General features: G+C 70.2%; 20 protein-coding genes. 11 read left to right on the top strand and 9 right to left on the bottom strand.

Annotated elements, in window-relative coordinates; all coding sequences use genetic code 11:
- Window positions 1-28: 28 nt before the first annotated feature.
- Window positions 29-634, top strand: coding sequence for an alkaline shock response membrane anchor protein AmaP (locus tag ABEB06_RS00300; RefSeq protein WP_345694699.1), 606 nt, complete (start codon window positions 29-31; stop codon window positions 632-634).
- A 109-nt stretch (window positions 635-743) separates the two neighbouring features.
- On the opposite strand, the gene ABEB06_RS00295 is transcribed toward ABEB06_RS00300, so the two are convergent.
- On the bottom strand, window positions 744-1,220 hold the full coding sequence (locus ABEB06_RS00295; RefSeq protein WP_345694698.1) for a hypothetical protein: 477 nt from the start codon (window positions 1,218-1,220) through the stop codon (window positions 744-746).
- Between the two features lie 308 nt (window positions 1,221-1,528).
- On the opposite strand from ABEB06_RS00295, the gene ABEB06_RS00290 reads away from it, so the two are divergent.
- From ABEB06_RS00290 to ABEB06_RS00280, 3 genes are all read left to right on the top strand, one after another.
- On the top strand, window positions 1,529-1,684 hold the full coding sequence (locus tag ABEB06_RS00290; RefSeq protein WP_345701701.1) for a DUF6131 family protein: 156 nt from the start codon (window positions 1,529-1,531) through the stop codon (window positions 1,682-1,684).
- Between the two features lie 307 nt (window positions 1,685-1,991).
- Window positions 1,992-2,363 (top strand): DUF6193 family natural product biosynthesis protein, encoded by a 372-nt coding sequence (locus ABEB06_RS00285; RefSeq protein ID WP_345694697.1) that lies wholly within the window; start codon window positions 1,992-1,994, stop codon window positions 2,361-2,363.
- Between the two features lie 402 nt (window positions 2,364-2,765).
- Window positions 2,766-3,212, top strand: a complete 447-nt coding sequence (locus tag ABEB06_RS00280) for a hypothetical protein (protein ID WP_345694696.1) — start codon at window positions 2,766-2,768, stop codon at window positions 3,210-3,212.
- A 28-nt stretch (window positions 3,213-3,240) separates the two neighbouring features.
- Here the strand turns inward: ABEB06_RS00280 and ABEB06_RS00275 are convergent, their stop codons facing one another.
- From ABEB06_RS00275 to ABEB06_RS00260, 4 genes are all read right to left on the bottom strand, one after another.
- Window positions 3,241-3,372 (bottom strand): hypothetical protein, encoded by a 132-nt coding sequence (locus ABEB06_RS00275; protein ID WP_345694695.1) that lies wholly within the window; start codon window positions 3,370-3,372, stop codon window positions 3,241-3,243.
- A gap of 53 nt (window positions 3,373-3,425) precedes the next feature.
- The gene (locus ABEB06_RS00270) at window positions 3,426-4,340 is read right to left on the bottom strand and encodes an IS982 family transposase (RefSeq protein ID WP_345694694.1); all 915 of its coding nucleotides are present in this window, start codon (window positions 4,338-4,340) and stop codon (window positions 3,426-3,428) included.
- Between the two features lie 55 nt (window positions 4,341-4,395).
- Window positions 4,396-5,337 (bottom strand): tetratricopeptide repeat protein, encoded by a 942-nt coding sequence (locus ABEB06_RS00265; protein WP_345694693.1) that lies wholly within the window; start codon window positions 5,335-5,337, stop codon window positions 4,396-4,398.
- Between the two features lie 595 nt (window positions 5,338-5,932).
- On the bottom strand, window positions 5,933-6,499 hold the full coding sequence (locus tag ABEB06_RS00260; RefSeq protein WP_345694692.1) for a hypothetical protein: 567 nt from the start codon (window positions 6,497-6,499) through the stop codon (window positions 5,933-5,935).
- A 221-nt stretch (window positions 6,500-6,720) separates the two neighbouring features.
- On the opposite strand from ABEB06_RS00260, the gene ABEB06_RS00255 reads away from it, so the two are divergent.
- Both ABEB06_RS00255 and ABEB06_RS00250 read left to right on the top strand, forming a co-directional pair.
- The gene (locus ABEB06_RS00255) at window positions 6,721-7,068 is read left to right on the top strand and encodes a VOC family protein (RefSeq protein ID WP_345694691.1); all 348 of its coding nucleotides are present in this window, start codon (window positions 6,721-6,723) and stop codon (window positions 7,066-7,068) included.
- Between the two features lie 352 nt (window positions 7,069-7,420).
- Window positions 7,421-7,987 (top strand): hypothetical protein, encoded by a 567-nt coding sequence (locus ABEB06_RS00250; protein ID WP_345694690.1) that lies wholly within the window; start codon window positions 7,421-7,423, stop codon window positions 7,985-7,987.
- 117 nt (window positions 7,988-8,104) lie between these two features.
- On the opposite strand, the gene ABEB06_RS00245 is transcribed toward ABEB06_RS00250, so the two are convergent.
- A complete protein-coding gene (locus ABEB06_RS00245) occupies window positions 8,105-8,953 on the bottom strand; it encodes a hypothetical protein (RefSeq protein WP_345694689.1) in 849 nt (282 codons plus the stop codon).
- Between the two features lie 459 nt (window positions 8,954-9,412).
- Window positions 9,413-10,209 (bottom strand): IS5 family transposase gene (locus ABEB06_RS00240; RefSeq protein ID WP_425559749.1). Its coding sequence is split into 2 segments (ribosomal slippage): window positions 9,413-9,874 and window positions 9,877-10,209, totalling 795 coding nucleotides; the frame shifts between segments, so codons are not numbered across the junction.
- Between the two features lie 275 nt (window positions 10,210-10,484).
- Here ABEB06_RS00240 and ABEB06_RS00235 point away from each other — a divergent pair.
- From ABEB06_RS00235 to ABEB06_RS00225, 3 genes are all read left to right on the top strand, one after another.
- Window positions 10,485-11,324, top strand: a complete 840-nt coding sequence (locus ABEB06_RS00235; RefSeq protein ID WP_345694678.1) for an IS5 family transposase — start codon at window positions 10,485-10,487, stop codon at window positions 11,322-11,324.
- Between the two features lie 234 nt (window positions 11,325-11,558).
- A protein-coding gene (locus ABEB06_RS00230) for an IS3 family transposase (protein WP_345694688.1) occupies window positions 11,559-12,748 on the top strand; the annotation gives its coding sequence in 2 pieces (ribosomal slippage) (window positions 11,559-11,823 and window positions 11,823-12,748; 1,191 coding nt in all).
- Window positions 12,749-12,789: 41 nt separating this feature from the next.
- On the top strand, window positions 12,790-13,044 hold the full coding sequence (locus ABEB06_RS00225) for a hypothetical protein (RefSeq protein WP_345694687.1): 255 nt from the start codon (window positions 12,790-12,792) through the stop codon (window positions 13,042-13,044).
- A 240-nt stretch (window positions 13,045-13,284) separates the two neighbouring features.
- On the opposite strand, the gene ABEB06_RS00220 is transcribed toward ABEB06_RS00225, so the two are convergent.
- Both ABEB06_RS00220 and ABEB06_RS00215 read right to left on the bottom strand, forming a co-directional pair.
- Window positions 13,285-14,474, bottom strand: a protein-coding gene (locus ABEB06_RS00220; RefSeq protein WP_345694686.1) for an IS3 family transposase whose coding sequence is annotated in 2 segments (ribosomal slippage) — window positions 13,285-14,210 and window positions 14,210-14,474 — 1,191 coding nt in all. Because the reading frame shifts where the segments join, the coding sequence is not laid out codon by codon here.
- A 355-nt stretch (window positions 14,475-14,829) separates the two neighbouring features.
- A complete protein-coding gene (locus tag ABEB06_RS00215; RefSeq protein WP_345694685.1) occupies window positions 14,830-15,354 on the bottom strand; it encodes a ferredoxin in 525 nt (174 codons plus the stop codon).
- A 1,408-nt stretch (window positions 15,355-16,762) separates the two neighbouring features.
- Between ABEB06_RS00215 and ABEB06_RS00210 the strand changes: the two genes are divergently transcribed.
- The gene (locus ABEB06_RS00210; protein ID WP_345694684.1) at window positions 16,763-18,229 is read left to right on the top strand and encodes an alpha/beta hydrolase; all 1,467 of its coding nucleotides are present in this window, start codon (window positions 16,763-16,765) and stop codon (window positions 18,227-18,229) included.
- 141 nt (window positions 18,230-18,370) lie between these two features.
- Window positions 18,371-18,970: a hypothetical protein gene (locus ABEB06_RS00205; protein WP_345694683.1), complete on the top strand. Its 600-nt coding sequence runs from the start codon at window positions 18,371-18,373 to the stop codon at window positions 18,968-18,970.
- The last annotated feature ends 32 nt before the right edge of the window (window positions 18,971-19,002 follow it).

Below are 19,002 nucleotides of genomic sequence, written 5' to 3'. Positions count from 1 at the left end.
GGCCGGCACAACGAATCGAGGACGAGGCATGAAGAGGCGCTCACGGATCAACCGGACTCTTCTCGCCCTGCTGGGCGTCGTTGTGCTGATCGGCGGCCTGCTCGTCGTCATGGGCGGCCTCGACCTCTACCGCCGCTGGAACCTCGACCCGCCCGAGGGCTGGCCCCTCACCTCGCCCGGCGACGTTCTGCTGCCCGCCGCCGACCGGACCCGCTACACCGCCGAAGACTGGTGGTGGCCCGCCGTCATCGGTGCCCTCACTCTTCTCACCCTCCTCGCCCTCGTGTGGCTCCTCAGTCAGGGACGCCGCCACCAGCCCCGCAAGCTCACCGCCGGCGCCTCCCGCCCCCACCGAGCCATCCAGATCCGCAACCAGACCCTTGCCGACGCCGTCGCCGCCGACACCGCGCGGCTGCCCGGCATCGACCAGGCCCGCGCCCGCATCACCGGGACCGTCAAACACCCGGAACTGCGTCTGAGGCTGACCCTCACCCCCGGCGCAGAGCCCGCCGCCGTCCTCAGCGCCCTCCACGACGGGCCACTCGCCAACCTGCAGACCGCCACCGGCTGGCAGGACCCCCCTGTCCACGCCCGTCTGAAAGTCACCCCCCACCCCGCCCGACACACCGACTGACCCACCCCGGGCAAGGGACCTACTGAACCGGCATCGAACCTGTTCATGACGCGCGCAACAGGACGACAACCGTCACCCCGAGCGGTGGCCCAGTAGCGGGCGCAGGCGTTCAGCTTCGCGGCCAGGCGGGGCCCGCCCATGGTGCCGCGGTCGACCTCGACGAACGCCCGGTCGGCGACCCGTCCCTCGTAGGGGCGGTGCGCCCGTAGTGGAGCAGGCCGTCCGAGCGCACCGTGCCCTCCTGGCCCTCGGCGAAGCGGTGGGTGATCTCCGGGACCAGGTCGAACGGCCCGTAGGAGTCGCCACGGGTGCGGGCGTCGGCGAGGAACACCAGGTGTGTGCGGACGACGGCGAACTGGTGGTACGGCGTGAACTTGAAGGCCTCCCCGTCCCCGGGCAGCCACGGGGCGGGGATGTCCGCCGGCTCGGGGAACGCGGCCGCGATCCGCGCGCCGTGCTCGGTCAGGAACCAGCCCTTCGCCCGCCCCGACTGCGGCAGCACCGGCTCCTCGGCCAGGCCTTGCTCGCGGAGCCTGCGCAGCTGTTCGGCGGTGGCGATCCGGAACTGGAACAGTGAGACCGCCACGGCCAGGTGATTTCCACCTCCCGGGTCTCGCTGTCGGGCTCGGCGCCCGTCCTCGCCCTCGTCCTCGTCTTGGTGTTCTTCGTGGTGCTGTCGTCCGCTTCCTCGCCGGAGGCAAGCCTTTCGCATGCCCCGACGAAGGAGACCGCGACGCTGCCGGGGCGGTTTGCCTTGCCCGACTTGCGGTAGACGTATCGGTCCGCAGGCAGGGGGACCGAAGGGCAGTGCCAGTCTCGCCCTCAGTGGAGATGGGCGGCCCGGTCTCGGTCCACCTCCTGCTGCTGTTCACAGCACATCTCGTGGAGGCCACCGTGATCGTCCTCGGCGTCATTCTGCTCATCATCGGCTTCGTCACCGGGATCTCGATCCTGTGGACCATCGGCATCATCCTCGCCGTCATCGGCCTGATCCTGTGGGTCGCCGGCGCCCTCGGCCACGCCGTCGGCGGACGCCGCCACTACTACTGACCCCGTCGGTTGTCGAACGATTCGCTTGCGGGACGACCTGGCGGACGGTGCAGCAAGGCCCCGGACGCCGCGCGCATCCGGGGCCGGGCTGACAGGCGAGACACCGTGTCAGTCGCCGAGCTGGTCGCGGGCCTGCCGGGTGGCGTCCCAGCCGGTCTGCCGCGGATCCTGCGCCGTCTGCTTGGCGGCCTGCTGCCCGCTGGTCCTTGGTGGAGGTGCTGGTGGTGATGGACGCCGGCTACGACGCCTCGGTCCGGTCCGGGTCGGCCTCGTGCTCCTGGTGCTCGTGCTCGTCCACCTTCTCCGCATGCCCGCTGACATGCGGTGGAATCCGCGCGAGCCGTTCGGCCCGGTCGAGTTGGCGTGGCACTCCAAGCTCGACCGCATCCACATGCCGCCTTACGACCGGCACCTGCGCCCGCACGCGCTGCTGGCGGCGGCGTACGCCCAGCCGGTGCTCAGCCGGCTGATGCCGGTCAACAGTCACTTCAACCTCTGGTTCTCCACGAGCATCAGGGACTCCTGGAAGGCGCGGGTCGGGTACGCCATCCACCCGTACGACGAGGGGCTGTACGGGGTCTGGGACAAGGGAGTGCCACTCGTCCGCACCGAGACGCCGGAGGAAGCCGTCGCCGTCCTGGTGGCCGCTCTCCCGGAAGGACTCGGGCCCGCAAGCTGAGGCGACACAGACCCACGGCAGGCAGCACCCGAGGCTCCACAGCTGCCCGCCGGCCCCGGCGCACCCGCTGCGCCAGGTTCTGCCGGGCCGCAAGCCGAGCTTCGCGCTCCGCGATCCGCGGCTGGGCCGGCCCGTCGAGAGCCATGTCGTAGGCCGTCCATCCCCTTGGCGCTGACGAGGGCGGCGATTTGGTCGCCTCCCACTCGGGGCGAAGCCCGGAGTCCTCCACGTGGCCGGCCTCCCGTTCCCGGGCCTGTGCCTCCATCGGCCGGCTTCGATCCGCTCGGGCGACCTTGTCAACGGTCTCCGAAAGTTGACCCCTTTGCGTAGTTGGCGACTCGGGTCTGCTGACCTTGCTCCGGACAAGCCGGGCTGTCGGCGATGGATGCGAGACTCGTCGCCATGACGCTGTGCGATTACTTCTCTGCTGCTGACGACCAGGCCGCCGTCGCCGTGGCAGAGCGGCCCGGAGGGTCGGCCGAGGCCGCGCTCGACGTGGTCTTCCTCAAGAACATCGACCCGGTCGTCGCCATCGCCCAGCTCGAAGCCATCCTTACGGACTGCACCTATGAGGAGGCCAGCCAGCGCCCGCGGTCGGGGCAGCTGCTGTCGTCTCCGGAGAACGACGCCGTGCTGGTGTTCAGCCTGTCGGAGACCCTGGGCGAGGCCCTCGCTGCGGCAGCGCCCGCTGACCTGCTGCGCGTTGCCGAGCCGTGGTCCATGACAGCCGAACTGCTGCAGTGTCAGGTTGATGCTCAGGCGGCGCTCGGAATCCTGGAGGCCTTGGCGGGTCTGGCTCAGCGAGCTGATTCTGCCGGCCTGCGTCTGTATTGTCGGTGGTCCCTGTGACCACCGGTTTTCAGTAGCCGGGGCTGGATCAGTCGCGGCTGGCGCGGTTCTCCCTCGCGAGAAGCTCGCGCCGCTGGCGGGTGCGGTAGGAGTCGCCGGTGAGGGTGAGGACCTCGATCGACGGATCGACGACCGGGTGCACGATGCCCAGCCATGGCACCTGGCGGCTGTAGCGGGCGAGGAGTTCGTCCGCTAGATGAATGATGCGAAGGGTTAGTGGTCATAGGCGGTCAGCGAGCGCATGATGGGCTGGCCGGTGCGGTCGTTGTGCCAGATCGCGCAGGTCAGGGCGAGGATGCGTTGTAGGACGCGGGCCATGACACCGCCCGGGGTGCGGCCTTGGTGGCGTTCGAGGTCGAGTTGGGCCTTGAAGGTCTGGTTGACGGACTCGATGACCTGTCGGAGCGGTTTGAACAGGGCGGATCCGGCTCGCGGGGGTTCGCCCCTGCGGGCCGGCCGCAGCAGGTGGACGCCCCACTCAGCCAGTTCGTGTTCGAAGGCGCGGCCGTAGTAGTGCCGGTCGGCGATGAGGGTCTGGCCCGGGCGGGCAGCGACGAGGCCGGGTTCGGTGTGGAGCATGCCGAGCAGGGTCTGCCGCTCGTCGGCCTTCGCTCCGGTGAGAGTGAAGGCGACGGGCAGGCCCTGCAGGGTGCACACCAGGTGCAGGCGCAGGCCCCAGAAGTACCGGGAGTGGCTGGCGCAGTAGCCGTACTCGGCCCATCCGGCCAGGTCCGAGCGCTTTGCGGTCTCGCGGGAGCGCCCGCACTCCACCGGCGTGGAGTCGACGACCCACACGGTGTCGGTCCACAGGGAGGTGTCCGTCGCGAGGAGGCGGTTGACCTGGGCGATCAGGTCGGCGGCCTTGCGCAGCCGCCGGTTGTAGCCGGACTGCCCGGGCAGGTAGGGGAACAGGTGCCGCAGATGGGACGAGGCGTGGCGGATCCAGCGGCGTTCGGAGGTGAAGCCGAGGAGTGCCTGCATCACCGCGAGGGTGACCAGTTCCGCGTCCGTGAGCCGGGGTGCGATGCCGACAGCGGGGCGCCACGGCGCCAGGTACGGCGATTCCTTCAGCAGGTCGTCGGTCTTCACGTAGAGTGCGGTCGCGAGGGAGTCCAGGTTAGGCGTCACAACCGACCTTTGGACTCCCTCGCTTCATGTCATGCGTGCCAGCGAGCCCTTGGCATCAATCATCTAGGTCGTGGCCGGGGTGGGCGCGGGCGTGGTCGGCGAGGGCGAGCAGGTGCTCCGTGCCGCTGCCGATCTGGTGGTGCAGGCCGTGCAGCAGTGGTGCGGCCATCGGATGGTCGGGCTCATGGTCGAGTGCGCGCTCTATCCAGGCGAGTCCGGCCTCGGGGTGGCCGGTGGCCGCGTACAGTCCGGCCACCTCACCCGCCAGATGACCGTCGAACGGCCCCTCCTCGAGCGCCGCCTCCCACACGGCCAGCGCCTCGTCCGCTCTACCGTCGGCGCGCAGTACCCAGCCGTACATGACGGCCTCCACACGCCCGGGGCTGATCCGGTACGCCCGCTCGGCCCGGTCGACGGTCAGGCCGTCGGCCCCGAGCAGGCGGGGCAGTGCGGAGGAGAGCGCCAGCAGAGCAGCATGATCGGGATGCCTGTCCAGCACCGCGGTCACGAACCGGTCCAACGGCACCAGAGCCGTCCGCACATCCCCGGCTGGCGGCTCCCGCAGCGCGCCCGTCGCACGGGCGACCGCACGAACCACAGCCTCCGGCGCGATCAGCTCCGGCAGGTCCTCGCGCAACAGCCAGGCCGCCCCGGCCCACGGCCGAGCAGGCTCGGCCTCCATCACCACAGCCAGCGCCTCCAACGCGCCCTCCCAGTCACCGGCCGCCGCACTCACATGCGCAAAACAGGCCGCTGCTCCCAGGGACGCCTCGCCGACGGTCGGGAAGTACTCCACGGCTGCCGCTGGGCCGCCGGCGTGGGCGCAGAACTCGGCGAGGGCCTCGTGGACGTCGGGCAGTGCGGGATCTGTTGCCATGGCGTCGGCCAGGTGCGAGGCCGCGTGCGGGAGGTCGCCTGCGTCCATCGCGAGCCGGGCGACGGCGATCTCGCCTTCGGCTGCCAGTCGCTGGTCACCGAATTCGCTGGGACGTGCCATTGGTTCTCCTCGCTGGCTGCTGCTCACGCGACCGCGGGGGGAGCAGGGAATCATGCGCTCCGATGGTAGGGGCTCTGCGGGCGCCCCCCAGTGTCCCGCCCTGCGCACCGGCGTCGCTGGGGCCATCACCCCTCCACCTCGCCATGAACGAGCAGAGCCTTGATCCCCGCCAAGGCGGTGCCGGCCGGCACGTAGAGGCGCACCAACGGGAGTCCCACACCGACGGCCTCACTGCCCGGCTCGAATCGGTGCGGGGGACGACTCATCCAGGCGCTCGGGCGCTGCCGGTCAGGGGCCGCTGCTGCTCCTGTCGCAAGAGCTGGGCGAGTCAGTTGGAGGGGAACGTCGGCGCTGTGCGTATGGTTCTGTCGCCGCACCGCATTGAGCACGTGGCGCGTGGTCGGTGGGCGGCGCGGACGATCACGGCGCCGCAGTCGGCAGTTGGCCATCGTTCGCTGGCCCGGGAGGGCCAGGTCGAAAGCCGACAGAGCCTCATCGCCGTACACCCGTGCGAGTCCAACCACCCGCGAGATCGCCTCGAAGTGAGCCAAGATCATGGGGGGCGGTCAAACTTCGTTGAGACAGGCCGGGGGCTTCAGCCCTCGCCCAGTAGCCAGCTGTAGAAGGCGGGCGGGTCCGGCCAGTCGGCGCTGGTCGGGTGGGCAACGAGCCAGATCGCGATCATGTCCAGTTCGCCGTAGGAGGTGAACTCCTCGCTCTGCCCCACGACCAGTGCGACGGTTCCGACCCGCCAGGCAGCCATTCGCCTGGAGTGCCCTTCGGTCATGACGGTGACGTCGGCGACTCCGAGCTCATCGACCACCGTCGCGCATGCCTGATGCCAGACGTCGTCGAAGCCGTCTTCCACGACCTCCCAACCCTCCAGCTCGCACTCGTCACCAAGCGGTCCCGCGTCCGCGTCCTCGCTCCCGTCGGCAATACAGAAGGGCAGGAAGAAGCGGGACTGACCGCCGTGTGTCCAGTCAGGGTCTGCCGCCACGAGTTGGTGGCCGGAGTCCGTGTTGAAGCCTTGCCAGGCCGACTCCTCCCACCCGCGCTCCTGGAGGAACGCCCCTATTCCTGCTTGGTCCCATTCGGTATTAGCCAGGGTGACCATGCTCTTGAGCAGTTCAGCGGGCAGCGGCTTCAAGCGGACGATCACAGGGCTTCCTCGAACGTGGTGAACAGAGAGCATGATCCTGGCGTATGGGATCGCCGTCCCGTCCACCGGGGCACACGGCAGGCATCGTCCGCTTCACCAGGCCGGCGTCGCCAGAGCCAGTCGAACTTCGATGGGAGCGATCAAACTTCGTTGAGACGGGCCAGCGTGTCGTAGTACTCCTGGGGAGACAGGAACACCTTCCTTCTTGTGTGGAGTCGTCGATGGCCGTTCGTCGTGTCGTGCCCAACATCCAGTCGGAGGCTACGCAGGAGAGCCGGGAGTTCTACGGCCTGCTGGGCTTCGAGGAGGTCATGAACCACGGTTGGATCATGACGCTCGCGTCCCCGTCCAGCCCGGCAGCGCAGATCAGCGTCATGACCAGCGACGAGACTGCGCCCGTCGCTCCCGACATGAGTGTTGAGGTGGACGACGTGGATGCGGCTTATGCGGTCATGCGGGCGAACGGTGCGGAGATCATTCACCCCTTGCAGGACGAGGAGTGGGGCGTGAGGCGGTTCTTCGTCCGTGACCCCAGCGGACGGGTGGTCAACGTGCTGGGTCACCGCTGACAACCCTCCCGCACCCCAGGTGAAAGTGCTGGCCACAGCCACTCGTCCAGTGGGCGGCCTTCGTCCTCCTGGTGCCCGCGCTGCTGGTCCCATGAGTGCCGCAGGGATGGCGTCCCGCCGAGTGGTGTAGGAGTGATCTTGGAGTAGGCGCAGGTCAACGACCCTGGCAACCGCTGTCCGGGGCCGGCGGGAGATGCGCATCCTCGCTGCCATCTGCACGTGAAGAGCGGCGCGCTGCTGCCCTTCGAGGAGCCCTACTGGGCGGGGGAGCGCCCGGCCGCCGCCCTCGCCGCGGCCGCCTGACCTGTCCCGCCCCGACCACATCCCCACCACCACGAAGGAGCACCCCGCCATGACCACCGACACCGCCACCATCAGCCCGATCACCCAGGACGTCAGTCCGATCACCCTGGACGGCTTCACCGGCACCGACCGCACCGCCGACGCCCAGCACCTCTACCACCGGGCCGGCACCGGCGTCGGCGGCGTGGACGACCTCGCCACCATCGACGTCCTCACCCGCTACAACACCCTGCACCCCCGGCCCGCCGCCGAGCTGCACGCCCGTCACGAGCGCGACCAGGCGCTGCGCCTGGTCGAGGAACGGTGGGAGGACCTGACCACCGCCGAGGCCTGGCTCGCCGCGCACCACACCTACGTCGTCGCGGTCGCCGACGCCCGGATCTGCATCGACATCTGGCGCGACCGCGCCGACGCCGCCGCCGCGGTCCGCTACATCGCCGACGGCCCGGCCGAGATCGCCGCGTACGAGCGCATCCTGGACGCCGGACACCCGGACGTCGTCCCCCTCGTGGGCGACGGCGAGGAGACTGCCGAGATCCTGCTCGCCAACCTGGAGCAGGCGCACCGGTACCGGTCGCGCCTGGCCGCCGATACCCTGGCCGTCGCAGCTGGCTGACCCGCCGACAGCGACGCCGGAGCCAGGGCCAGTGGCTCCGGCGCAGTACCGTAAGGGCCCCGCGGCTCGTCCCCCGTTCGCTGGGGGACGAGCCGGGGCCCTTTTGCGTTTCCGGGCCTACTCCGCTGCCGGGGTGCCGGTGTGGCGGCGCAGCCGGCGGCGGACCTCGCCCGCGTTCTCGTATCCGGCCAGGACGGCCTGGGCCAGGGCCGCATCGTGCTGGACTGCGGCGGTCAGGTTCTTCGCGGTGAGCAGCTGCGCGGCCTTGGCGAGTTCGGCGAGGCCGTCCCGTACCCGCTGGACCTCCGCAGGCTCCTCCACCACCTCGGCGTCGATGACCTCCGAGGTGCCCGTGGCCGACCCGTTCGTGGTGGAGCCGCCCCGTGAGGTGGGGGTGAGGCCGAGTTGGTCGCGGACCGCTGCCAGCTTCTTCGCCGTGAGCTGGCCGGGCGTCGCGTTGGCCGTGGTGAGGATCTTGCGGGCGGCGTCGGCGCCGTGCTGGCGCACGACGACAGCGAGGAGCCGGACCTGGGACTCGGGCAGCGGCGATTCCACAATTGTGGAAACGGCTCCGGTCACCAGCACCATGTCGATCAGCTGGTAGGCCCGGGAGAGGCTGTACCCCCAGCGGCTCGTGACGTACGACAAGAAGTCGGCGAAGCCCTTCTCGCCGTACAGGCCCTCTTCCCGGATCATCTCCAGCGCCATCCCGGCCCGGAGTTCGAACCGCGCCTTGGCGGCCTTCACCGTCTCTGCGGCGAGGGCGAGTGCCTCGTCGATCGCCTCGCACAGCGGTGGTAGGTCGCCGGTGAGGTCGCTGAGGACGACCAGCGGTGCGGTGAGTGCCGCGGAGCCGATCGCCAGGAGCGAGACGCGCTCGGCGGCATGCAGCGCGGGCCGGTGGCCGGGGCCGGCACCGTGGAGGAGGTAGGCGTCCAGGGTCGCCGAGGGCTTGGCCGCCGTCATCCCCCAGTACCTCGCCGATGCCCGCACCCCGGCACCCACACCACCGCCCGCCCGGCTGCGTACCGTCCCGCCCCCCGAGCCGGCGGGACGGGCACCACGACGGTCTGAAAGCCGGTGTGTGATGTGTGGTCAGCTTTGTCGGCGTCCACCTCAAAGTGGCTCGTACCCCGACACGAGGGCTTTGCGTGAGGGTGGAGATACTGTGCACTTAGCATGGGCTTGGGGGTTGGAGGGGTTCGGCATGGGGGAGCTGCGAGGCGGCTACCGGGTGGTCTTCTTCGTGGCGCTGGGGCTCTGCGGGGCCGACCTGCTGTGCATGGCCACGACCTGGCTGCCCGGGGAGTGGACCGTGCCCACGTGGCTCGTCGTGGGCCTGTTCCTCGCGATCTTCCCGGTCCTCCTTGTTGCGGTCTTCGGCGGCCAGGGCGGAGCCCGGTTGCTGGGGCCTAAGAAGTCATCTCATTTGGCCAGTCTGCGGTGGCAGATGAGGGCGGCGGCAATGGTGGCGAAAGCGGCGAAGTGGGTGCCTTTGCGCTCGTAGCGGCGGTGGAGCCTGCGGAAGCCGCCGAGCCATGCCACCGTCCGCTCAATGACCCAGCGGTGCCGGCCGAGGCGGGTCGAGGACTCGATGCCGCGGCGGGCGATGCGGTGGGTGATCTGCCGTCGCCGCAGGTAGGAGCGGATGAAGCGGTGGTCGTAGGCTTTGTCGCCGTGGAGCTTGCCGGGCCGGCGCCGTCTCGGGCCGCGGCGGGAGCGGATCGGCTGGATCGCCTCGACGAGTGGGATCAGGGCCTGGCTGTCGTGCAGGTTGGCGCCGGAGATCGCGAGCGAGATGGGCAGACCGGTGCGTTCGGTGAGCAAGTGGATCTTCGACTCGAACTTGCCCCGATCGACAGGATTCGGACCCGTCAGCTCCCCCTTTTCGTGGCGCGCATGTTCACCGAGTCGACCGCGCACCTGGACCAGTCCAGCTCGCCGCGAGCGCCGAGTTCGTCCAGGCCCAGGCGGTAGAGCTTGGCCCACACCCGGGCCGCGGTCCACTCCGTGAACCGGCGGTGCGCGGTCGGCCCGGACGGTCCGAAACACGGCGGCAGCTGGGCCCACGTGCACCCGGACGTGGCCACGAACACGATCGCGGCCAGCACCTCCCGGTCCCCGTGGCGCCGGCGGCCACCACCCTGCGGCCGGGTCGGCGCCGCCGGCACCACCCGCTGGAACAGCTCCCACAACTCGTCCGGCACCAGACGCTCCACGATCGTCACGCGAGCAGCCTACAAGCCCAAATGAGATGACTTCTAACTGGGCGTTTCACCCGCGAAAGAGCCAGTTGCTCCCAGTTTCCGGACCGCCTGGCCAGTTTTCCTGCGGTAACTCCAGAGGCTGCTGCGACGGGAGGGCTGCCTGCGTACGAATGTCTGCCGGAACTGCGCGCTTCCTCTTGTCTCATCCCAAAAAGCCAGACTGGAAGATGTTTGTCTCCCGAGAACCGTAAGCCCTGGGCAGAGCGACGATCCCGCAGTATGCCGTCATCATGACGGATCGTCGACCGTATCCGAGCGACCTGTCCGATGCCCGCTGGGCCCTCGTCGAGCCCACCCTCACTGCCTGGCGCCAGGCCCGAACCGAGCGGGCCCTGGCGTTCGGCCGGCCGCCCGAGCACGACCTGCGCGACCTGCTGGACGCGATCCTGTACGTCGACCGCACCGGAATCCCCTGGCGCTACCTCCCGCACGACTACCCGCCCTGGGAAACCGTCTACGCCTACTTCGCCCGATGGCAGAAGGAAGGGGTGTTCGAGCAGCTCAACGGCTTGTTGCGTCGCCTGGTCCGCACCGCCGAGGGCCGCGATCCGGAACCAACTGCGTGCATCATCGACTCGCAGAGCATCAAGACCTCCACCAACGTTCCCAGCGCCACCCAAGGCGCCGATGTCGGGAAGCGGATCGTCGGCAGGAAACGCAACATCGTCACCGACACGATCGGTCTGCTGCTCGTCGTGCTGGTCACCGCCGCGAGCGTCCAGGACGGCACCGCCGGCCGGCAGCTGCTGACCGCCGTCGCGGCCGAGCACCCGACCATCGGCAAGGCCTGGGCCGACATGGGCTACAAGAACGCCGTCGTCGAACACGCCGCCGCTCTCGGTATCGACCTCGAGATCGTCCGGCGCGACCCTGCCACCAGGGGATTCGTCGTCCAGCGCCGCCGCTGGGTCGTCGAGCGGACCTTCGGCTGGCTCATGAACCACCGCCGCCTCGCCCGCGACTACGAGGCACTCCCGGCCCGCTCCGAAGCCATGGTCCACGTCGCCATGATCAGCCTCATGACCCGCCGACTCACCGGCGAAACCACACCGACCTGGCGCGGAACCTGAGCTCCAAAGTCAGGGACGAAACGCCCAGTAAGAACTCCGGTCGGCTCGGCAGGTTCGTGGTGCTGCTGCCGCCTGTCCTGAAGCGGACCTACGCGGCCGTCGTGTGCCTGGCCGCGCTGGGCATCGCCACAGGTGCCAGCACCGCCGAGGACGTGCAGGTGAGCTGCTCTGGCTTTCCTGGAGTCCTTGATGTCTGGGTTTGTTACGATCCAGACGTAAGGAGAACCACGAGCAGTGCCAGCACCCCGTAAGTACCCCGATGAACTTCGTGAGCGCGCCGTGCGCGAGGTCCGCTCGACGGGTCGGCCCGTCGCTCACGTGGCCCGTGACCTGGGTATCCACAAGGAGGCCCTGCGGTCCTGGGTGCGCCAGGCCGAGGCCGACGCCGGAGAGCGCGACGATCGGCTCACGACCGCAGAGCAGGACGAGCTGAAGGAACTCCGCAAGGAAGTCGCCGAGTTGAGGCGGGCCAACGAGATCCTCAAGGCTGCCAGCGTGTTTTTTGCCCAGGAGATCGACCGTCCCCGGACGAGGCCGAGCAGGTGATCGACCACCTGCGCGACGGCTTTGGGGTCGATCCCGTATGCCGGGTGCTGGAGCTGTCGCCGTCGACGTACTTCGCGCGCAAGCAGCGGCCGAAATCGGCCCGCCGGCTCCGCGACGAGGAACTGATTCCGCTGGTCACAGCGGTGTGGGAGGACTCGGGCCGCACCTACGGGGTCCGCCGCATCACGCGGGCCCTGGTCCGCGCCGGCCACCAGGTCGCGCGGTGCACCGTCGAGCGGCTGATGCGCGAGCTCGGCATCGAGGGCGTGATCCGCGGGCAGCGGCGCCGCACCACCGTCCCGGAGCCGGCGGCACCTCGTCCGCCGGACCTGGTCAACCGCCACTTCGCCGCCCAGCGCCCGAACCAGCTGTGGCTGGCCGACCTGACCTACGTCCGTACCTGGTCGGGCTGGGTCTACGTGGCGTTCGTCCTGGACGCGTACTCCCGCCGGATCGTGGGCTGGCAGGCCGCCACCCACATGCGGACCGACCTGCCGCTGGACGCGTTGGAGATGGCGCTGTGGCGACAGAAGATCAAGAAGGGCGCCGGCTTGATTCATCACAGCGACCGCGGGTCGCAATACGTGTCCATTCGCTACACAGAGCGATTGTCCGAGGCCGGCGCCTCGGCGTCCGTGGGCTCCGTCGCAGACTCGTACGACAACGCGATGGCCGAGGCCCTGAACGGTACGTTCAAAGCCGAACTGATCGAGCATCAGGGACCATGGCGGGACTTCGACGAGGTTGAGCGGGCCGTCTTCCAGTGGGTCGCGTGGTACAACGGTGAACGACTCCACTCCGCCCTCGACTACATGCCACCCGACGAGTACGAACAGGCATACTGGGCGAGCCTGGACCAACACCCGCAAGTCGCTTGATCACACGATCGCGGACTCCACGAAAGCCGGGGCAGCTCAAGGTGGATGCGTCCGGCTACTACTACACCTACTGGGACCGGGCCGCGCACCCGCAGCGCGAGGCCAGGGTGGACCTCACGCGGCCCGAGTACTACGGGGCGCTGAAGAGCCAACTGCGGGTCTTCAGCGCTGTCCCCGCGCTGTTCTTCGCGGCCGGCAGTTTCCTGGTCCTTGGCTCGGCTTCGGTGGCTGCCGCCCGCGCGGGGAGGGCCGCAGGAGGTCGGTCCGGCGCCGCCACGCAGCCCGGACGGTTCTGAACGCAGGCTGCGAACGGGTCACCGGGCCAGAGCTACTTTGAGGTGTACGCCGACAAGCGTGCCGAAGGCTGGCGCCGGGTACGATCCGACCAGCACTGCCCGGCCGGCCTGACCGGTGAGAATCGCCCCGCGGCCTGTTGTCCAGGGCCCGGATCGGCCCGGCGGCACGCTTCCGATACCGCTTCCGGTCACCCTCCACCTTGAGCTGCCCCGGCTTTCGTGGAGTCCGCGATCGTGTGATCAAGCGACTTGCGGGTGTTGGTCCAGGCTCGCCCAGTATGCCTGTTCGTACTCGTCGGGTGGCATGTAGTCGAGGGCGGAGTGGAGTCGTTCACCGTTGTACCACGCGACCCACTGGAAGACGGCCCGCTCAACCTCGTCGAAGTCCCGCCATGGTCCCTGATGCTCGATCAGTTCGGCTTTGAACGTACCGTTCAGGGCCTCGGCCATCGCGTTGTCGTACGAGTCTGCGACGGAGCCCACGGACGCCGAGGCGCCGGCCTCGGACAATCGCTCTGTGTAGCGAATGGACACGTATTGCGACCCGCGGTCGCTGTGATGAATCAAGCCGGCGCCCTTCTTGATCTTCTGTCGCCACAGCGCCATCTCCAGCGCGTCCAGCGGCAGGTCGGTCCGCATGTGGGTGGCGGCCTGCCAGCCGACGATCCGGCGGGAGTACGCGTCCAGGACGAACGCCACGTAGACCCAGCCCGACCAGGTACGGACGTAGGTCAGGTCGGCCAGCCACAGCTGGTTCGGGCGCTGGGCGGTGAACCGGCGGTTGACCAGGTCCGGCGGACGAGGTGCCGCCGGCTCCGGGACGGTGGTGCGGCGCCGCTGCCCGTGGATCACGCCCTCGATGCCGAGCTCGCGCATCAGCCGCTCGACGGTGCACCGCGCGACCTGGTGGCCGGCGCGGACCAGGGCCCGCGTGATGCGGCGGACCCCGTAGGTGCGGCCCGACTCCTCCCACACCGCTGTGACCAGCGGAATCAGTTCCTCGTCGCGGAGCCGGCGGGCCGACATCGGCCGCTGCTTGCGCGCGAAGTACGTCGACGGCGACAGCTCCAGCACCCGGCATACGGGATCGACCCCAAAGCCGTCGCGCAGGTGGTCGATCACCTGCTCGGCCTCGTCCGGGGACGGTCGATCTCCTGGGCAAAAAACACGCTGGCAGCCTTGAGGATCTCGTTGGCCCGCCTCAACTCGGCGACTTCCTTGCGGAGTTCCTTCAGCTCGTCCTGCTCTGCGGTCGTGAGCCGATCGTCGCGCTCTCCGGCGTCGGCCTCGGCCTGGCGCACCCAGGACCGCAGGGCCTCCTTGTGGATACCCAGGTCACGGGCCACGTGAGCGACGGGCCGACCCGTCGAGCGGACCTCGCGCACGGCGCGCTCACGAAGTTCATCGGGGTACTTACGGGGTGCTGGCACTGCTCGTGGTTCTCCTTACGTCTGGATCGTAACAAACCCAGACATCAAGGACTCCAGGAAAGCCAGAGCAGCTCAAGTCCGCTGCTGAGACGCTGATCCGCACGGTCCGACCCAGCGCCGCAGACTGAACACCGGCCGAAGAGGAACTGACAGGGAACCGAAACCGGGCTCGCCTGACACGGCATGAGAAAGCCAGAAAACGTGCAGGTCAGGGCTGCGGCGGATGACACCGGGGCTGAGAACCTACACCGGCGGCACCGCCCCGGGCCGCAGCGTGCGGAAGACGCCGAACTCGCCGCCGATGGCGATCCCTGCAGACGTCGGGGATCTTCGTCGGCGGCGGGCACGCGGTGTGTCAGAGGTTGGGCAGTTCCTCGCCGAGGCGCGGCTCGCGGCCCTCGGTCAGCCAGAACAGGTAGCCGCGCAGGTAGGTCTCCAGCCCGTCCTCCAGGTAGGCGGCGTACCGGTGCAGGGCTTCCGGCTCGTTCCGGTCGTCGGCCGCCAGTTCCGCCGTGATCCAGTCCCGGACGTCGGTCCGGCGGGCCCACCATTCTCGTACCGCCTGCGGGGTCCAACGCTGGTCGCCGTCCCATGCGTAGCCGCCCAGCGGCTCGTCGTGGGCGATCTCCAGCAGGCCGGCCACCTCGCGCGGGTTGGCGGGCTGGCGGTAGACGAACTCGTAGTGCTCGTCGCTGGAGAGCACGTGCTCGGGCAGGTAGTACGGGCCGTTCAGTCCGGTGTCGGTCACGCCGGCGTAGAACGGTCCCGGAACGTTCAGCCAGCTGCGGTCCTCCCAGCGCCCATCGCCCATCGAGCCGGTCACGCCCCGGGCGGTGGGCAGCGGATCCCAGTACGCCAGGTCCTGCCACCGACCCTCCACGGGGTGCAGGAGAAGCCGCCCGCGCATCCGCGCGGCAGCCTGCCGTAGCTCCCACTGGTGGGAGAAGGGCCTATCGGGTCGGCGGACCCCTGCCCAATTCTTGATCCGGGACCACCAGCCGGCCGACCCGCTCACGTGCGCCCCTTCCATGCCGCGCTCACCCGCCCGCATACCGGGAGCCGGGCGGTGCGTGCCGCGGGCAATGGGGTGCGGCACGTACCGCCGCACCGATCCTCCCACCCCGCCCGCCGTCCCTCCGGATGCCCCCTGTGGCGGCCTGCCCCTGCGGCCGCCGGTGACCGGAGCGGTGCCCCTGTGCGGTCTCCTCATGGGCCGGTGCGTGCCGCCGGGAGCCTGCACCTGTCTTGAACGGCTTCCGGCCCGATGGACCCTGGCGAGCGGTGAAAAGTGGCCCATCCCTCGAACGGGAAGTCGACGGCTCAGCTCGCCGGCGCCGCCGGCCTGATCCATGGGACTTCGAGCGTCCGCTCACGACAGCGACGGGATCCGGCAGGGCTGCCGTCCCGGCTGGGACAGCCCGCGTACCGCCGTGGCGCGGCCAACCCGAACGGCTCGACCAGCACCCTGCTCCGACGGTCTCGGCGCGCGCGGCGTCCTCAAGGCCGCCACCGCCGACCAGTTCCAGCGCCTGGTGTGCCTCGGCGCGTTCGTCAACGCCGAAGGCCCGGTCGTGTTCGGCCTCGACGGTACCGCCCCCCTTCGGGTTTCTGTTGGACCCGCCCGACGACGCCCCCACCCGCGCCTCACCGCCACCGTGTCCGCGCCGTCTGCACCCGGCAGTCCCCCCGTGCGCAGGCCCGCCAAGAGCACCGGGAACTCTCGAAGACCCTGACCTGCCGCCCACTGCGGAACATCCCCACGGAGGAGAGCACCTGGGAGCACGGTCCCATCGGCGGCAAGCGGTGGACCCGCCGCTGTGGTGACCGCTACTGGTCGTGCCACGAGAGGGCTCGGCAGCGCCGTGGGAAGGTCCGGGGCGCCGAGGCCCGGGCACGGCTGGAGGCGGTCCGTGCGGCGGGCGGGGCTCTGCGCCGGTGCTGGACGCGGCGGTGCTCGTTCGGCGGATAGCCGGGCTCGTTGCTGCAGCTGGCCGAGGAGGCGGGCCCGAACCGGCTGGAGTTTTCACTGTGCGTCAGGGACCGGGAAGAGCGGGAACTGGGCCCGCTGGTGCTCGGGCACAGGTGGCCGGCTGTGGCGGGGCCGTCTCGGGGTTGGTGGTGATGGTCCCGTACGGGTGGGGGTTGCCGGGCGGTACTTGCGGTGGATCTTGAAGCCATCCTGCGGTAGGACCGGTGGCGGTTGTGGGCGGCCGGAGACTGGTGGCGATCCGAGAGACCGAGTTCCGTGGAGGGGCGGCATGGTGCTGCGTGGTGGACGAAGGACTTCTGTGACGGTGGCGGGTGCGGCGGTGCTGGTGGCGCTCGTGCCGGCGACCGCGTTCGCGGCGGACGGTGAGGTGCTGCTGGGTGAGGGGCGGCAGCAACTGCGGTGGGAGCGGTGCGCGCAGGACCAGCCGGCGTCGTTGGAGTGCACTGTGGTGAAGGTGCCGCTGGATTACGCCGATCCGGGCGGCCGGACCATCGAGATCGCGGTGTCCCGGATCAAGGCGGAGAACCCGGTGAAGCGGCGCGGCGTGCTGCTGATGAACCCCGGCGGGCCGGGCGGTGAGGGGCTGACGATGCCGGCCGGGATGGCGCCGCTGCTGGCAGCGCAGGTGCGGGAGCGGTTCGACCTGATCGGCTTCGACCCGCGCGGGGTCGGACGCAGCGCGCCCGTCCACTGCGGCCTGGCGGGGGACGAGCAGGTCCTCAACCACCCCTACTCGGCGGCGACGTTCGGCCAGGACGTGGCCCGGGCGCGGAGCATCGCGGACAAGTGCCAGGCCAAGGCCGGGGACCTGCTGCCGCACCTCACCACCCGCAACTCCGCACGGGACATGGACGCCGTCCGGGCCGCGCTGGGGGAGCGGAAGATCTCCTACCTCGGGCACTCGTACGGCACCTACCTGGGCGCCGTCTACACCCAGATGTTCCCTCAGCGGGCGGACCGCTTCGTTCTCGACAGCGCCCTCGACCCCGCCCTGGTCTGGCGCGGCGTGCTGCGCGGAACGGCCGGGGCAGCCGAACTCGCGTTCACCCGCTGGACCCGGTGGGCCGCCGAACGGGACGCGGCCTTCGGTCTGGGCGCGACCCCGCAGGCGGTCCGCGCGACGTTCTGGGATCTGGTCGCCCGCGCCGACCGCACGCCGATCACCCTGGAGGGGCAGGTGTTCGACGGCGCTGCGATCCGCGGGCAGTACCGGGCCTTCGTCCACCTCGAGGCCGTCACCCCGTTCATCGTCGCGCTGAAGGCCGCGGCTTCGGACACTGCGGCCCCGGCCGGTAGTGGTGCCGATGTCGCGCGGGCCGAGGCTCCGCCGCAGATGCCGGATGTGGACAACGTCGTCTCCCTCGCCTGGTCGGTGCTGTGCGGGGAAGGCGGGACCTGGCCGCGCGACCCGGAGCAGTACCGCCGCGACGCGATCCGCGACCGCGCCGTCCACCCACTGGCGGGCGACTTCGGCGCCACCATCCAGCCCTGCGCCTTCTGGAAGTCCGCCCCGCGGGAGACGGCCATCGTGGTCGACAACAACGTCCAGGCCCTGATCGTCCAGAACGAATGGGACCCACAGACACCCGTGGCGATGGCCCAGGGCATGCGGCGCGCCCTGCACGGCGCCCGCATGGTCACGGTCGCCGGCGGTGAGGGCCACGGCGTCGTGGTGAGCGGCCGTCCGACCTGCGCCGACGCCGACGTCACCCGCTACCTGACGACGGGCCGGATCCCCGCGAACGACCGCACGTGCACCACCTGACCCACCATGGAGCGGCCCCGACGTGTATGGGACAGGTGTTTTGAGAGCCGGTCGGACACCTGCCCAACGCCCCCGGCCACCCGCCGTCCAGCGCTCCCTCCCCAGTACCGGCACCGGACGGCATCGCGTTCCGCTCAGGCCGTGCGGCCCGCGCTCTCCGCCGGCGTCGCCGCGCTCTTCGCCGGCGTTGCCGCGGTCTTCGGCGATCCGGACGTGCGCGTGCGGGAGACCGCACTCGCGGCCGCCGGCCTCTTGTCGGCCGCGCCGTCGCTCGCGCACCAGCAGTCAGCGAACGCCCGTGTTGCGGACCAGGGATGTCCCGCTCGGGGTGTTCGCGGTCACCGCCTGCGGGCGTTCGGGGCTCGCCCGTACGGTTGTCACAGGTGGTGGCCCGTCGGGAAGACAGGGTCGGCGATGGTGTCGCTGTTCCGGCGGTTGGACGAGGAAGAAGCCATCGTGCGCGGCGAGTTGAACGCGCTGCGGGAGAAGCTCGCGTCGGCCGGGGAGCCTCTGGCCCCGACTGGCGATCACCCGGGAGACCGTGCTGCAGCTGCTCGGCAGCCGGGCCCCGGAGGCCGATCCGATGCCCGGCCCGGTGGCTGCGACGGCTGCTGCCCCGGAGGTGATCGGGGCTCCGGCGACAGCACCCTCGCCGGGCTGGATGAGCTCGGCGTAGACCCGCTCGTGGTCGGCGGGCGGCGCACTCAGGGCGTCGGTGCGCAGCGGCTGCAGCTCTTGTGAGAGCGGCCGCCCCTGGGGCCGGTGTTCCCGGC

It is taken from the genome of Kitasatospora terrestris (assembly GCF_039542905.1).
In the GTDB taxonomy this organism is placed as follows: domain Bacteria; phylum Actinomycetota; class Actinomycetes; order Streptomycetales; family Streptomycetaceae; genus Kitasatospora; species Kitasatospora terrestris.
The sequence above is the reverse complement of the archived record's forward strand: the minus strand, read 5'-3'. Positions and strand labels throughout refer to the sequence as shown.

Coding starts and splice junctions, on each gene's coding strand:
- ABEB06_RS00300 (WP_345694699.1), top strand. CDS start 29: ATGAAGAGGCGCTCACGGATCAACCGGACTCTTCTCGCCCTGCTGGGC.
- ABEB06_RS00285 (WP_345694697.1), top strand. CDS start 1,992: ATGCCCGCTGACATGCGGTGGAATCCGCGCGAGCCGTTCGGCCCGGTC.
- ABEB06_RS00280 (WP_345694696.1), top strand. CDS start 2,766: ATGACGCTGTGCGATTACTTCTCTGCTGCTGACGACCAGGCCGCCGTC.
- ABEB06_RS00265 (WP_345694693.1), bottom strand. CDS start 5,337: ATGGCACGTCCCAGCGAATTCGGTGACCAGCGACTGGCAGCCGAAGGC.
- ABEB06_RS00255 (WP_345694691.1), top strand. CDS start 6,721: ATGGCCGTTCGTCGTGTCGTGCCCAACATCCAGTCGGAGGCTACGCAG.
- ABEB06_RS00250 (WP_345694690.1), top strand. CDS start 7,421: ATGACCACCGACACCGCCACCATCAGCCCGATCACCCAGGACGTCAGT.
- ABEB06_RS00245 (WP_345694689.1), bottom strand. CDS start 8,953: ATGACGGCGGCCAAGCCCTCGGCGACCCTGGACGCCTACCTCCTCCAC.
- ABEB06_RS00235 (WP_345694678.1), top strand. CDS start 10,485: ATGACGGATCGTCGACCGTATCCGAGCGACCTGTCCGATGCCCGCTGG.